Origin of the sequence: Enterococcus diestrammenae, from assembly GCF_049384045.1 — a bacterium.
GTDB lineage: Bacteria > Bacillota > Bacilli > Lactobacillales > Enterococcaceae > Enterococcus_C > Enterococcus_C diestrammenae.
The window spans coordinates 1-15,036 of sequence record NZ_JBMRGR010000002.1; the positions used below are offsets into that span (position 1 = coordinate 1).

Consider the following 15,036-nt stretch of genomic DNA (forward strand, 5'->3'; position numbering starts at 1 on the left):
GCAAAATAGCTCTAATCTCACTAAATTTTAGTGAGACTAGGGCTATTTGTCGATGCGTTGGATTATTTCCCGCTTACTGATAAACCGGTATATCGGAACGAAGAACGCTCTTCATTGAGAGATTGTTTGGCTATTGTTGACATTTGATGTAAGGAAAACTTAGAATAGTTATTAAATCCGAACGATTTTTTTCTTTTATTTTCAAAGGCTAAGGAAAAATATTTACAGGATTAACAAAACAATGTAAACTAACAGAAATTAGAATTTTCAGATTATTATTACAAAGGGTGAGGTGTGAGGATGAAGCGAGACCTAGCGAAAGATAACTTGATGTATGATCCTTCATTTGAAAAAGACGCTTGTGGGATGGGCTTTATCGCACAGAAAGATGGTGTGGCATCACATCTATTAGTTGAGCGGGCGCTGACCATGTTGGAGCGAATGAATCATCGTGGCGGGACTGGCGCAGAACCAGATACCGGTGATGGTGCGGGGATGTTGATGGCGTTGCCGGATGCCTTTTTTCAAGGCAAGGCGCAACAAGCCGGGGTGACGTTACCGAAAAAAGGCGAATATGCGGTGGCTATGTTATTTTTGCCCAAGGAGAGCAAGAAACGCGATGAGCTAACCAAAGCTCTGATTCATGACATTTTTACGGCAGGTTTTGATGTCTTATGGACGCGGGCGGTGCCTTACAATTTTTACAATTGTGGCCCTGGTGCCCAAGCGGTGATGCCAAGCTTTTTGCAGCTGTTTATCGAAAAACCGTTGGATATTAAAAAAGGGCGGGCTTTTGAAGACCAGCTTTTCCGTTTGCGTCGGAAAATCGAGAAATCCTATGATGCCAATGAAGTGGCGATTTGCAGTCTTTCCTCTAAAACCATCGTCTATAAAGGGATGCTACATGCTTATCAAGTGGGAGAATTTTTCCCAGATCTCAAAGATCCTGAGATGGCTACTAGTATCGCCTTGACTCACTCACGTTTTTCCACCAATACTTTTCCGAGTTGGGATCGGGCCCAACCGTTTCGTTTTTTGGCCCACAATGGGGAAATCAATACCTTACGAGGTGCCGAAAATTGGATGCATAGCCACAAAATCGAAATCTATAACGATGACAATTCTGATTCTGCCAAATTAGAAAATTGTCTGGAATACTTGTACCGCAATGGCCGGGATATTCCCCATGCTTTGATGATGTTAGTGCCAGAAGCTTGGTCTAAAGAAGCTAGCCTAGCTCCTGAGTTGAAAGCTTTCAATGAATACAATGCTAGTTTTATGACGCCATGGGATGGGCCGGCTGCTTTATGCTTTACCGATGGAGAGATTGTCGGTGCGGCACTAGATCGCAATGGCTTGCGACCATCTCGTTATTCCATTACCAAAGATGGTTTTATTATTGTCGCTTCTGAATCAGGGGTGGTGGACTTGGATCCGGCAACCGTGATTGAAAAAGGCGTCTTAGGTCCAGCCAATATCTTCTTGGTAGATACCCGCAATGGCAAAATTTTGCGTAATGATGAAATTAAACACAACTATGCCAAAGCGAAGCCTTATGAAAAATGGTTGGCGAAAAACCGCCTTGAGTTGGAGAAGTTGACAGCAACCACTCCAGTCAAAAGAGATTTTTCGGAAGCAGAACGCAAACGCCTATGGAAGTTAAACGGCTATACTGATGAAATATTGCGTACCGTGATTGCTCCGATGGCGAAAAATGGTGAAGAACCGGTGATTTCCATGGGCTATGATTCACCGTTAGCCGTCTTAAGCGACAAGCCACAATCCTTGTTTACTTACTTTAAACAACAGTTTGCCCAAGTTACCAATCCGCCCATCGATGCCATTAGAGAAAAGATGGTCATCGGTACCGAGCTGTTTTTAGGACGGGACGGGGATATCAGAAAAGACGTGGCAGAAAACTGTTGCAAACTCAAAGTCGCCAATCCGATTTTGTCTACTGATGATTTTGAAAAATTATTGGCAGTGAATCAAGGAAAACAAAAAACGCAAGTGCAGTCGATTTTGTATCAAATGGATACCGACAATCCCAACACGTTGCAACAAGCTCTGGAAGCCTTATTTAAAGAAGCTGAAGCAAAGGTGGACAGTGGCGTATCGATCCTTGTGCTAAGCGATCGCAACCGCAGCGAAGGGCAGTTGGCGATTCCAATTTTATTAGCGGTAGCCGGCCTGCACAATTATTTGGTAAAACAAGGGAAGGGTTCCTTAGCATCGATTGTGGCGGATACTGCAGAAGTCTGCGAAGTCCATCATTGTGCCATGTTGATTGGCTACGGAGCCAGCGGGATTCATCCGTATCTGGCATATAGTACATTGGTGGCCTATGGTTTGGAAGACAAGGCGGAAAACTATCGCAAAGCCTGTGAAAAAGGTTTGATCAAAGTCATGAGCCGAATGGGGATTTCTACCGTGGCGGGCTATCATGGAGCTCAGTTGTTTGAAGCGGTGGGAATTTCGGCAGCGGTATGTGACCAGTATTTTGCTGGAACTGCTTCTCGTATCGGGGGGTTAAGTTTGCCCCAAATCGAAGCGGAATACGTAGCTCGTTACCAAGACGCTTATGGTTCGCAAGCCAGTGATTATTTACCTTCTGGCGGAAGTTTCCAATACAAAGCAGACGGAGAACATCATTTGTTCAACCCGAAAACAATCTACAATTTTCAAAAAGCGGTGCGGGCTGGGGATTATCAGTTGTATAAAACCTATGCCAACGCCATGAATGAAGAAACTTTAGCAACGCCTACCACTTTACGGGGCATGTGGGAATTTGATGATAGCCGACCAAGCATCCCGTTGGATAAAGTCGAGCCGGCAGAAAATATCGTGAAACGCTTCAAAGTCGGCGCCATGTCGTATGGCTCCTTGAGCGAAGAAGCCCACAAATGTTTGGCAGAAGCGATGAATTCCATTGGTGCCAAATCCAATTCTGGAGAAGGTGGCGAGAATCGGGATCGCTTCAAGCCAACTGCTGACGGGCGCAATTTCAATAGTAAAATCAAACAAGTGGCATCCGGTCGTTTCGGGGTCAATGCCGAATACCTGATGAGTGCGGAAGAATTGCAAATCAAAGTTGCGCAAGGGGCAAAACCTGGCGAAGGTGGCCAGTTGCCGGGAAATAAAGTCTTTCCTTGGGTAGCGACGATCCGTGGCTCCACGCCAGGGGTGCGCTTGATTTCACCACCGCCTCATCATGATATTTATTCTATTGAGGATTTGGCGCAGTTGATTTATGACTTGAAAGCCATCAATCCCTATGCTCGAATCAACGTTAAGCTAGTTTCATCCACTGGTGTCGGGACGATTGCTACCGGGGTCGTCAAAGCTGGTGCGGATGTCGTGGTCATTTCTGGCTATGATGGTGGCACCGGTGCCTCTCCACGAAACTCGGTGCGAGATGCCGGACTGCCTTGGGAAATGGGCTTAGCAGAAGCTCATCAAACGTTGGCGTTGAACGATTTGCGGCAACGAATGACCTTGGAAACCGATGGCAAGTTGATGACCGGTCGTGACATTGCCGTTGCGGCTTTGTTAGGGGCGGAAGAATACAGTTTTGCTTCCTTAGCGCTAGTAGCTATCGGCTGTGTGATGATGCGAGTTTGTAGCTTGAACACGTGTCCGGTGGGGGTAGCGACGCAAAATCCTGCTTTGCGCAAATTCTTCGTGGGCAAACCAGAGCATGTGGTCAACATGATGATGTACTTGGCCGAAGATTTGCGGGAAATCATGGCAGAACTGGGTTTTCAAACCATCGATGAAATGGTAGGACACACGGAAGTCTTAAAACCGCGCTTTGTGGCAAAAGGCAAGGCGAAATCCTTGGACTTCTCCAAAATGCTAGGAACCACTATCGGCATTCAACGGAAAACCGTCAATCCTTTCCAAGAAAAACGCCAATGGCCAATGTTGGACAACTATGCTCAAGCAGCCATTGACAATGGGCAACAAACCACTGTTGCCGCAAGTATCAACAATGTGGAACGCTCTGTTGGGGCGCGAATGGGTGGCTGGATTGCCGAACGTTTTGGCAATGATAGCTTACAACCAGGCTTATTGAATTACACCTATACTGGGATTGCTGGGCAAAGTTTTGGTGCCTTTACCACGCAGGGAATGGAACTAAAACTGATTGGGGAAGCCAATGACTATGTAGCAAAAGGCTTAAGTGGCGGTCGTTTGATTATCGTCCCACCGGCAGATGCGGCGTATGATGTGGAAAGTTCACCAATTGTCGGTAATGTAGCTTGCTTTGGGGCTAATAACGGAGAAGGGTATTTCCGCGGGTTGGCTGGCGAACGCTTCTGTGTCCGTAACTCCGGCGCTCGGGTAGTGGTGGAAGGCGTTGGTGATAATGGTTGTGAGTATATGACCGGTGGCGTGGCCGTTATTTTAGGGAAAACGGGTCGCAACTTTGGCGCCGGCATGAGTGGCGGTGTCGCCTACGTGTATGATCCAGAAGGTGTTTTTCCAGCAAAATGCAATCTGGAAATGGTGGACCTGTACGCTGTGGGAGAATGTGGAGATGATGCCATCTTGAAAGAAATGGTCATCAAACATTATGAGTTTACCAACTCCATCAAAGCGGCAACCTTGTTAGCCAATTGGGAGGAAGCGGTGACGCATTTCGTCAAAGTCTATCCAACTGAATACCATGCAGTCAATGATGCTATGGCAGAGTTTGCTGCTGAGGGGGTGGCGGGAGCTGAATTGGTTGCTAAAGCCTTCGAGAAAGTCGTGGGACAACAAGCAGCCCCCGTCGTAACAGCACTTGGAAAGGAGGGGATCTAAATGGCAGATCCATTTGGCTTTATGAAATATCCGCGAAAGGACAACCCTTATCGCGAGGTGGACCAGCGTATCAATGACTGGCAAGAGCTACAGATTCCCTTGGACCAGAAGGAGCGGCAAGAACAAGCGGCTCGCTGTATGAACTGTGGGATTCCTTTCTGTCACGCCGGTACCTTTTATGGTGAACAACGGGCGGCTTCTGGTTGTCCCAATGACAATCTGATTCCGGAATGGAATGATTTGTTGTATCAAGGTTTGGAACAAGAGGCTTTTAAACGTTTGGCTCGTACTAATCCATTGCCAGAGATGACCGGACGCGTTTGTCCAGCACCTTGTGAAAAAGGTTGTACCGAATCACTAAATGGCGAGGGCGTGACGATTCATGATAACGAACGCTACATCATCGATACCGCTTTTGAAAATGGCTGGGTCAAAGAAAGTGGTCTACCGATGGCTGCGACAGGTTTCAAAGTCGCAGTCATTGGCTCAGGTCCGGCAGGCTTGTCGGCAGCTTGGCGCTTAAACCAGTTGGGCCATGAGGTGACTGTCTATGAACGCAGTGATCGTTTCGGCGGGTTGTTGATGTATGGCATTCCTAATATGAAATTGGATAAAGAGATTGTCCAACGCCGAGTGGATCTGATGGCGGAATTGGGGGTTCATTTTGTAGCTAATACCGAAGTAGGCGTAGATATCTCGGTTAAGGAGCTCAATAAACAGTTTGACCGCATTATTGTAGCAACCGGCGCCAGCGTTCCTCGGGACTTACCGGTGAAAGGTCGCCAGTTGCAAGGCATTCAATTTGCAGTAGATTATCTGACTGAAGCTACCAAGGACGTGCTGAAACATGGCAAACAAGCGGAATCCAAAAAACTGGCGGGCAAACACGTGGTAGTGATTGGCGGGGGGGATACCGGCAATGACTGTGTCGGCGCAGCTATTCGCCAAGGGGCTCAATCGGTGAAACAACTGGAAATCACCCCAGCCTTACCAACTAGTCGTTCCGCCAACAACCCTTGGCCAGAATATCCTTTCACTGCCAAACTAGGCTACGGTCAAGAAGAAGCTGCCTTTGTGATGGGAGAAGAGATTTCTCGCTATAGCACTTCTACCACCGGGTTTATCGGTGCGGAACGGGGCCAACTCATCGCGATTGAAACCGTGAAAGTCGATGGGCAATTCCAACCCATCCCTGGTACCGAAGAAGTCCTCAAAGCAGATTTGGTCTTGCTGGCGATGGGCTTTACGGGAGCAGAACAAGCCTTGTTGGATGCATTTGGGATCAAAGAGATTTTAGATGATTACACTACCAACAATGAACGGATTTTGGTAGCTGGTGATGCCAAACGGGGTCCAAGTCTAGTGATTTGGGCCATTCGCGAAGGCCGTAAAGTCGCCGAAAAAGTCGACGCATCTTTGCGTGCGTTGATCTACCAATAAAGCAAAAAAGATGTCGCATTCACTTAGAGGCGGCATCTTTTTCTAATCGACTTGGTATTATAAAATTTTCACAAGTAAAATTTTATAATAGCAAGTCTAACGACATTTGGCTTCACGAACTAGCTCTCTTCGGAATTAAGTCAAAACCGACACATGATGTTCTTTATCATGTGTCGGTTTTGACTTAATTCTCGAGAGCGGAACGAGTTCGTTCAGCCTTTTTGTCGATAAAGAACTTATAAAAAATTATGCTCCAAAAAGCTTGATGTATCAGGAATTAAGTGGCCTATCATGCCGTCATTGTGATGCCCGAAAAAGCTAAAAGCCTCTTTGCTTCAGCATTAACTTTTACAACAAATCTCTTTCCCGGTACCATTCATCTGGTTCCCAAATCCATTGGAAGCCATCTTTTGCCACCAAATCATACGCAGCTTTTGGACCCATGGTGCCGGCTTCATAGTTAGGAAAATCTGGTTCGGTTTGGTCCCAGGCTTGACGGATGGCATCCACGATTCGCCAAGATTGGGCGACTTCATCCCAATGAGTAAAGTTAGTCGCATCTCCTCGTAAAGCATCCAAAATCAACCGTTCATAAGCTTCGGGACTGTTTTCTACGGTCTCGGCACTGTTACGGTAATCTAGTTTGACTGGATGGGTATCAAAGCCTTGGCCGATTTCTTTGCCATTTAAGGTTAGGTTGAAGCCTTCTGTTGGCTGGATATAGATCGTTAGGATATTTGGCGGAAGTTGGCGTTCTTTGCAGTCAGCATTGATTTCCGCTTTAAAAAGATTCAGGGGGACTTGCTTGAAGACGATATTGATCCGCGTCCCTTTTTCGGTCAAGCGTTTACCAGTGCGGATGTAAAAAGGTACCCCGGACCAACGGAAGTTATCCACGGTAAATTTACCTGCCACGAAGGTTTCTGTTTTGGAATCAGCAGCGACATTTGGCTCCTCCCGATAAGCGGCAAAGGTTTTGCCATCAAATTTGCCAGCAGCATATTGGCCCCGGACGAAGTTTTTTTGAACTTCTTCAGGGGTGTAAATCCGCACGGCGTTGAGGGCTTTGATTTTTTCTGCCCGAATTTCTGCGTTGGAAAAAGCAGCGGGGGGTTCCATGACTAACAAGGATAAAATCTGGAGAATATGGTTTTGCACCATATCTTTCAGGGCACCACTTTTATCATAGTAGCCACCTCGATCTTCGACACCAAGGCTTTCGGCTAAGTTGATCTGTACGTTGTCAATGTAGCGGTTGTTCCAGAGGGATTCAAAGATATTATTGGCAAAGCGGATAGCGGAGATATTTTGAATCATTTCTTTGCCTAAGTAGTGGTCGATGCGGTAAATTTCGTTTTCCGCAAAGACTTCACCGATTTCATTATTCAATTGGCTGGCTGATTGGAAGTCTGAGCCAAACGGTTTTTCGATAATCACGCGATGAAAGCCTTGGGAATCTTTCATGCCGCTTTTCTTCAAATTGGTGACGATGGTGCCAAAATGGTTAGGTGACATCGCCAGGTAATAGAGGCGATTGCCAGCTAACTGGTATTTTTCATCAAGTTCATCTGTGAGCTGCTTGATACTGTCGTAGTGACTGGTATCTTGTACGTCATGGGCTTGATAGTAAAAATGACTAGCAAAGTTTTTGGCTTCTACAGCATCAGGCTCTAGACTAGCGATGGCTTCTTGGACGATTTCACGATAATGGGCATCGGACCATTCCCGCCGTGCGGTACCGATGACTGCAAAATTTTCTTGCAAGTCCCCCTTGTGGTAAAGACGGTACAAAGAAGGGTAGAGTTTTCGATAGGCGAGGTCCCCGGTAGCGCCGAAAATGGTAAAGAGGACAGGTTTATGTTCAGGCATTAATCAACAGCTCCTTTTATCTGATCAACAAAAATCGTGCTACAAGCTTTGTAGCTAACAGCAACTTCTGTGCCGTGTGTATCTTGAATCGTGATGGGGCCTTCATCAGGGCCGATGGCGGTGATTTGGTAAATGGCACCGAGTTTGATATTCAGTGTGACCAAATAATCCAATAGTTCCCGTTCATCCAAGACCCGAGCGATGCGTAAGGTGTCGCCAACTGCAAAATCTGTGAGTAATTGGCGTTCTTTTTCGTGGACGGTCTCATGGGCACGGGGAATCATGCCTCCATGAGGACAAATTTGGGGATCGGCCATATAGGTAGAGAGGCGTTGAGCGAGTTTTTCTGAGGTGACATGCTCCAAAACTTCCGCATCGTCATGGACTTCATTCCATGAATAGCCCAAATGCTCTACCAGAAAAACTTCCCATAGACGGTGTTTGCGGATCAATGTACTGGCAGTAGCCAAGCCGGTTTCTGAAAGCTGCACTCCTTGATAAGGCGTATGGGCGACTAAACCTTCCTTCACCAGTTTGGTAATCATTTCGCTGACAGATGCTGGAGCGACAGCCAGACCCGTGACAATCTGCTTGTTACTGACCTTTTGCCGATCGCCTCCCAATTCAAGAATCAGTTTTAGATAATCTTCACGATTGGGGGTCACAAGTCTCATTCCTTTCTGAACCAACAAATCCGCTGTTTTAGAGCCAGTTTTTTGTTGGATGTAGGTGTCAAAAAAAACATGGGGATGGTTCTTGTCAATTCTACCAAAAAAATGCCAAAGTGGCTATTTATCGCGCCTGAAGACCACTAAGAAGTAGAAAATGAAAACAGCAAAGCACAAAGAACTCCGAAAAAATAATCGGTGTTCTTTGTGCTTTCATAACATCATGTAACGAAAATTTGCCCTTATGCCCAATCACCATTGCGGAAAACGGGAACTCGTGTGCCATCTTCTTTGATACCATCGATGTTCATTTGATCGGAACCCACCATAAAGTCTACGTGAGTATGACTACGGTTAAGTCCAGCGGCAGCCAATTCCTCTTCAGTCATTTCTGTACCGCCGGCCAAGTTGAAGGCATAAGCAGAGCCAAAAGCCAAGTGATTAGAGGCATTTTCATCAAATAAGGTATTGAAGAAAATGATGCCAGATTGCGAGATTGGAGAGGGGTCTGGCACTAAGGCAACTTCCCCTAGGTGTTTTGCGCCTTCATCTGTATCCAATAATTTTGCCAAGACATCTTGTCCTTCTTCAGCAGAGAAGTCCACCACTTTACCATCTTTAAAGGTAAATTTCATACCTGAGATGATATTGCCGGCATAGCTTAATGGCTTGGTACTGGAAATCACTCCATCCACCCGACGACTATCAGGAGCAGTGAAGACTTCTTCAGTTGGCATATTGGCCATGAATTTTTCGTTGCGGCTATTAAAACTACCGGCACCTTCCCACAGATGATTTTTCGGTAAGCCAATCGTAATGTCAGTACCTGGTGCAGTGTAGTGTAAAGCTGTAAATTGCTGTTCATTTAACTCAGCAGCTTTCGTCGCCAGTTTTTCATCGTGGGCTTTCCATGCAGCAACGGGATCGGCTTGATCAACCCGAGTTGTTTTGAAAATTTCTTCCCATAGTTTTGCTTGAGCAGCTGCTGGTTCTAGGTCAGGAAAGACTTTTTTAGCCCAATCCAGACCGGCAGCAGCCACCACAGTCCAGCTGACTTTATTGGCTTGGGTAGCTTGGCGGATGGTTTTCAAGGCTTTTCCGGAAGCGGCTTGGTATTTTGCTACCCGGTCAGCATCGGTACCAGCCAAGGCATCTGGACTCGAAGAAACGAGGCTGATTCGGCTAGCTTCCTTATTGAGAATCCAGTCGTCACCACGATCCACGATCCATTGAGGAATATCTGTCAAGCGGTCATCAGCCGCATGTAAGAAGAATTCCTTGTTGATGGTGTCATCGGTCCATTGCAAAATGACTTCTGCGGCCCCTTGTTCATAGGCTTTTTTAGTAATCATACGGGCCAGGGGTGCTTGATCCACGGCTGCCGTTAAAACCACCGTGTGGCCTTTTTGAACATTCACGCCGACTTCCACGATTAATTGGGCGTATTTTTCTAAGTTTTGTAAGAATGTTTGGTCAGTCATAAGTTACCTCCAATTATTATTATAATCAGAATTATGATAACATTGTGACACGTTGGGAACAACTGAAAAAGCCTAAAAAGCACGTTTTGTCAAAAATTGTTACCAGGTCATGTAAATAACGCGGTATCCTGTGATTAAATGACGAAATGTTGAAACAGCTTTTGAGTTTGAAAAAAAAACATGTTACAATAATTGTAGTGGTTTGAAAGCGAATTACATAAAATATAGGGGAGAATCCGTATGGCTAGAAAAAAGACAATAACACGAGATCAAATATTAGACGCGGCCTATGCCGTTGTTTCAACGGAAGGTTTTTCACGTTTTACAGCACGAAATATCGCAGCTAAAATGAACTGTTCCACCCAACCAATTTACCTTGAATTTCAAAACATGGAAGATTTGAAGCAAGCCTTGCTGAAAAAAGTTTATGATTATCTAGCAGAAGATATTTTTCCAGTCGAACGGACCGGTGACAAAATTGTCGATATCGCATTAAATTACATCAAGTTTGCCACCAAAGAACGCCGCCTGTATCGGGCGATGTATTTAGAAGAGTATGGTGGTGGTCAAGAGATGCAAGAGTTCTCGTATCATTATTTCAAAGATTTGGTTCGCTCTGAGGAGAAATTTCAAAAACTTCCTGAAGATCAAGTGGAATCACTGCATACCGGGACGTGGATCGTCGCTACAGGGATTGCTGCCTTGATGTCTTCTGGTATCATCAGTCCATCTGATGATCAAATCGTCCGTTTGATCAAAGAAACCATCGATGGTATTTTGGACCGCAAAGAACCAATTGATATGTCTTGAGCTATTTTTAACAACTAATAGGTAAAAACGAGAAGGGAACCAGTTACTTGGTCCCTTCTCGTTTTTTTGACTTGCTTCACCAACTGGTCCTCCTGAAACCGACCGTTGATAACAGGATCAGCGGTCGGTTTTCCTTTAAATTACGAGAGCTGAAGGGGAGTCTTTTTCGCTTTTCTTAAATGATTTTCTGCAAAATTGGCGCAAAAACTTTTCCTATGATAAAATAAGAACGATTTTATAAAGGGAGTCTGAGCAGAATATGATAACATTGAAATCAGCAAGAGAAATCGAAACAATGAAGGAATCCGGCGCTTTGTTGGCAGCTGTCCACAAAGAGTTGCGGAGTTTTATTAAACCAGGGATTACCAGCTGGGATATTGAAGTTTTTGTGCGGAAATACATCGAATCCCACGGCGGTATTGCTGCTCAAATCGGCTTTGAGGGGTATAAATACGCAACTTGTGTGAGCATCAACAGTGAAATCTGCCATGGCTTTCCTCGCAAAAAACCATTAAAGAATGGTGATTTGGTCAAAGTCGATATGTGTATCGACTTAAAGGGTGGCATTTCTGACTCTTGTTGGGCTTACGTCGTGGGGGAAAGCACCCCTGAAATCGACCGTTTGATGGCTGTGACCAAAAAAGCCCTGTACTTAGGGATTGAACAAGCGCAAGTCGGCAAGCGCATCGGGGATATCGGTCATGCAATCCAAACCTATGTCGAAGGAGAAGGTTACGGTGTTGTTCGGGACTTTATCGGTCATGGTGTTGGTCCGACGATCCATGAAGAACCCCCTGTTCCTCACTATGGGGAAGCTGGAAAAGGCCTGCGTTTGAAAGCCGGTATGGTGATTACCATCGAGCCGATGGTTAACACAGGAACCTGGAAGATGAAGATGGATCCCAACGGTTGGACGGCTTACACCTTAGACGGCGGCTTGAGTTGCCAATATGAACATACGATTGCCATCACAAACGATGGTCCATTATTGTTGACTTCACAAGGAGAAGAAGGGACTTATTAAGTCGGAGTTACAACGGCGGCACTCCTTTGATGGTACGCTAGTTTGAAGTGGCTTTTGAAGAGCTTGTGGATTCCTTTTAAGTAGCAGAGTTGAGAAATCCGCTAGCAACCCTGGTCTTGCTAACTACCTAACTATATTTACTTCATTGGAGGAGTGTCATGTCCGTGATTGCAAAATTAAAGAAGCATCAAAAACTGATGCGTCTTTTGGAGATTGCCAAAAAACGTTTTTCAGATGCAGAGCTAGGTAATAGCAGCATTGTTGTTTCTTATTACTTGTTGTTGTCCTTGTTTCCACTATTGTTGGCAGTGGGAAATTTGCTGCCATTTTTACATATTGACCCTGACACGGTGTTACCGTATATCCAAGAGATTATTCCGGCTGAAATTTTCAGTTTTATCGGGCCGGCGATTACCAATCTCTTGACGGAAAGCTCTGGTGGGGTCTTGTCGATTTCCGCGCTGGCAGCGTTGTGGTCCGCGAGTCAGAGTATCAATGCCTTACAAGGTGCATTGAATAAATCTTATGGTGTAGCAGGACGGCCAAACTTTATCGTCAGTCGCTTGGTGTCGGTACTTATTATTATCTTGTTGTTGATGGGAATTATCGGAATCACCTTGATTCTCGGGGTGGGAAAATCAATTTTAGATGCGTTACAGCCAGTTGTGGGAATTCCCGATGAGGTGATTGGCCTCTTTCAAACGGTCAAATGGCCGGCGACGATTGTGGCTTTATTGATCATCATGACCATTATCTATTGGTTGGTGCCCAATGCCAAAGTTACCTTTCCCTCAGCTTTTCCCGGGGCAGTAGTAGCCACCATTGGCTGGATGATTTTAGGCCAAGTTTTTGGCTTGTATACGCGCTTTTTTGCCGCCAAGGTGAGCGGTTATCAAATCATCGGAAGTTTTATCGTATTGATGTTGTGGCTCAATTTTGCAGCGACCATTGTCTTAGTAGGGGGAATTGTGAATGCCATAATCGCTGCCTACCGTTCAGGTGGTTCGGTGGCAAAGCGGACTGGTCCAATGTCACGATTGTCGGCCCGGTTATTTCAAAGGTTTGTCAAACACGATAGCGCCCAAAAGGACGCCGATACTCCCTCTAAGGGTGGTTCTACTAAACAAAAGACGCAGGAACCAGACCAAGACAACTCATGATTTTTCCTACTGGCTAGCTAATAGCAGCTGCTGGCAGTAGGCTAGTTGCCAAGCATGTTCAGTTGGCTAGAAACGAATAGAAAGAGAGAAAAATAGCGTGCCTCATTTTGCCTTTAAGTTTATCATCCAGATGTTTATTACTATGATTTTGGCGTTGGTTTTAACACCTTTAGTTAAGATGCTAGCCTTTAAGATTGGTGCTGTGGACAATCCCAATGCCCGCCGCATCAATACCAAACCAATGCCATCAGCAGGCGGGTTGGCGATTTTTATTGCTTTTGCTATCTCGATGCTCTTTGGTTTTCCCGAGATCAAACTTTACGAAGTGACGGGGCCGATCATTTTAGGGGCGGCGATTGTCGTGGCGACTGGCTTGATTGATGATATCTGGGAGATCAAGCCCTGGCAGAAAACCCTAGGGATTGTGCTCGCTGCTCTGGAAGCCTATTTTATCGCTGGTATTCAGATGGATAGTATCAGTATTCCTTTTATTGGAAAATGGGAATTGGGCTGGCTCAGTTTGCCAATCACTTTGATTTGGATTTTAGCTCTGACCAATGCTGTCAATTTAATTGATGGGTTGGACGGACTAGCAGCCGGCGTTTCAATTATTGGTTTGATTACGATTGGGATTATTTCTTTCTTCTTCCTCTTGCCGGACGCAAGTTTGGTAACTACGATTATTATCTTTACCTTGGTTGCTGCAATTATGGGCTTTTTCCCTTACAACTTTTACCCGGCTACCATCTATTTAGGCGATACCGGGGCCCTGTTTTTGGGGTATATGATTTCAATCATTTCCATGACCGGTTTGAAAAATGCCACCTTTATTTCAATTATGACTCCGATGTTGATTTTGGGAGTACCGATTACCGACACGGTCTATGCCATGATTCGCCGGAAGTTTAACAATCAAAAGATTTCTTCAGCGGATAAGATGCATCTTCACCATCGTTTGTTGTCGTTAGGCTTTACCCATCGTGGGGCAGTCTTGACCATTTATGCATTGGCCTTAGTTTTTTCTTTCATTGCTTTATTGATGAATTATGCCAGCACACCAGCGATGATTTTGCTGATTATTTGTACGGTGATTGGTTTGGAGCTTTTCATCGAATTGATCGGATTAGTTGGCGAAAATCGTCAGCCGTTGATGACTGTCTTGAAGTTTTTAGGGAATCGAAGCTATCGCCAAAACGTCTTACATCCGGATAAAAAGGAAGCGAAAGAGGAGACAAAGCCAGACACGATACCACCATCAGCACAAGAAGCTGATACTGATAAGAAAACTGCTGCTAATGAAGCGCCAGCGCAAAAAAATGTACAAATAACGGCTGAAGAAGATCAGCCGACGATTACGGATGCACCCAGTGAAGACCAAGAAAAAAACAAAAAGTAAAAAGGTTTCGGGGCAACGGACTTCTTCTGGTTGTAGAATAAACATTCCTATGCCTTAGTTTTTTAGAGATTAAACATAAGCTGCTCTTCCAATGTTTCTTAATGGAAGAGCAGCTTTTTGTAGTCTAAAAATGTCTGGCTTCATGAGAGCTGAAGGAGTTCGTTCCGCCTTTCTTATTTGGCGTCTAAAGTCTGACAAACCTTCAAGCGCCCAGAAGGTGAATGTACCGGTGAACAATGCTGAAGCAGAGCGTCTTATTTCTGACTCTGGTGGCGAAGATCAACTCACGTTTCTTTTTTCTTGTGATGAATGGTACAATAGCAACGGTCCTGCCGACTATCTGATTGAACTTACCCAAAAGGTAGCGGCAGTTTGAGAGGAA

The 15,036-nt window shown here is 45.4% G+C and carries 10 protein-coding genes; 7 read left to right on the forward strand and 3 right to left on the reverse strand.

The features are described from left to right. The first annotated feature begins 300 nt into the window (after nt 1-300). Both gltB and ACO03U_RS01615 read left to right on the forward strand, forming a co-directional pair. Nucleotides 301-4,806, forward strand: coding sequence for a glutamate synthase large subunit (gene gltB, locus ACO03U_RS01610; RefSeq protein ID WP_204684991.1), 4,506 nt, complete (start codon nt 301-303; stop codon nt 4,804-4,806). Next, a complete protein-coding gene (locus tag ACO03U_RS01615) occupies nt 4,807-6,246 on the forward strand; it encodes a glutamate synthase subunit beta (protein ID WP_161868334.1) in 1,440 nt (479 codons plus the stop codon). A 348-nt stretch (nt 6,247-6,594) separates the two neighbouring features. On the opposite strand, the gene zwf is transcribed toward ACO03U_RS01615, so the two are convergent. The 3 genes from zwf to ACO03U_RS01630 form a co-directional block, all read right to left on the reverse strand. Further along, the gene (gene zwf, locus ACO03U_RS01620) at nt 6,595-8,115 is read right to left on the reverse strand and encodes a glucose-6-phosphate dehydrogenase (protein ID WP_204684997.1); all 1,521 of its coding nucleotides are present in this window, start codon (nt 8,113-8,115) and stop codon (nt 6,595-6,597) included. Then, nucleotides 8,115-8,780, reverse strand: a complete 666-nt coding sequence (locus ACO03U_RS01625; RefSeq protein WP_204684999.1) for a metal-dependent transcriptional regulator — start codon at nt 8,778-8,780, stop codon at nt 8,115-8,117. The genes zwf and ACO03U_RS01625 overlap by 1 nt, the downstream gene beginning before the upstream one ends. Before the next feature lie 245 nt (nt 8,781-9,025). Next, complete coding sequence (locus ACO03U_RS01630; RefSeq protein WP_161868337.1) at nt 9,026-10,264, reverse strand: aminopeptidase; 1,239 nt, start codon at nt 10,262-10,264, stop codon at nt 9,026-9,028. Nucleotides 10,265-10,504: 240 nt separating this feature from the next. Here ACO03U_RS01630 and ACO03U_RS01635 point away from each other — a divergent pair, with 240 nt between their 5' ends. The 5 genes from ACO03U_RS01635 to ACO03U_RS01655 all read left to right on the forward strand — a co-directional run bounded on the left by ACO03U_RS01635 (nt 10,505) and on the right by ACO03U_RS01655 (nt 15,030). After that, nucleotides 10,505-11,074, forward strand: a complete 570-nt coding sequence (locus ACO03U_RS01635) for a TetR/AcrR family transcriptional regulator (RefSeq protein ID WP_204685000.1) — start codon at nt 10,505-10,507, stop codon at nt 11,072-11,074. Between the two features lie 259 nt (nt 11,075-11,333). After that, nucleotides 11,334-12,098 carry a type I methionyl aminopeptidase gene (gene map / locus ACO03U_RS01640; protein ID WP_161868339.1) on the forward strand — a complete coding sequence of 255 codons (765 nt, stop codon included), beginning with the start codon at nt 11,334-11,336 and terminating at the stop codon, nt 12,096-12,098. A 158-nt stretch (nt 12,099-12,256) separates the two neighbouring features. After that, nucleotides 12,257-13,258 carry a YihY/virulence factor BrkB family protein gene (locus tag ACO03U_RS01645; RefSeq protein ID WP_204685001.1) on the forward strand — a complete coding sequence of 334 codons (1,002 nt, stop codon included), beginning with the start codon at nt 12,257-12,259 and terminating at the stop codon, nt 13,256-13,258. Nucleotides 13,259-13,388: 130 nt separating this feature from the next. Continuing rightward, on the forward strand, nt 13,389-14,654 hold the full coding sequence (locus tag ACO03U_RS01650; RefSeq protein ID WP_204685326.1) for a glycosyltransferase family 4 protein: 1,266 nt from the start codon (nt 13,389-13,391) through the stop codon (nt 14,652-14,654). A gap of 91 nt (nt 14,655-14,745) precedes the next feature. After that, the gene (locus tag ACO03U_RS01655; RefSeq protein WP_204685002.1) at nt 14,746-15,030 is read left to right on the forward strand and encodes a hypothetical protein; all 285 of its coding nucleotides are present in this window, start codon (nt 14,746-14,748) and stop codon (nt 15,028-15,030) included. Nucleotides 15,031-15,036 lie beyond the last annotated feature (6 nt).

Excerpts from the sequence above, each read along its gene's own strand:
- gltB (WP_204684991.1), top strand. The coding sequence starts at position 301 with ATGAAGCGAGACCTAGCGAAAGATAACTTGATGTATGATCCTTCATTT.
- ACO03U_RS01615 (WP_161868334.1), top strand. The coding sequence starts at position 4,807 with ATGGCAGATCCATTTGGCTTTATGAAATATCCGCGAAAGGACAACCCT.
- zwf (WP_204684997.1), bottom strand. The coding sequence starts at position 8,115 with ATGCCTGAACATAAACCTGTCCTCTTTACCATTTTCGGCGCTACCGGG.
- ACO03U_RS01630 (WP_161868337.1), bottom strand. The coding sequence starts at position 10,264 with ATGACTGACCAAACATTCTTACAAAACTTAGAAAAATACGCCCAATTA.
- ACO03U_RS01635 (WP_204685000.1), top strand. The coding sequence starts at position 10,505 with ATGGCTAGAAAAAAGACAATAACACGAGATCAAATATTAGACGCGGCC.
- map (WP_161868339.1), top strand. The coding sequence starts at position 11,334 with ATGATAACATTGAAATCAGCAAGAGAAATCGAAACAATGAAGGAATCC.
- ACO03U_RS01645 (WP_204685001.1), top strand. The coding sequence starts at position 12,257 with ATGTCCGTGATTGCAAAATTAAAGAAGCATCAAAAACTGATGCGTCTT.
- ACO03U_RS01650 (WP_204685326.1), top strand. The coding sequence starts at position 13,389 with ATGTTTATTACTATGATTTTGGCGTTGGTTTTAACACCTTTAGTTAAG.
- ACO03U_RS01655 (WP_204685002.1), top strand. The coding sequence starts at position 14,746 with ATGTTTCTTAATGGAAGAGCAGCTTTTTGTAGTCTAAAAATGTCTGGC.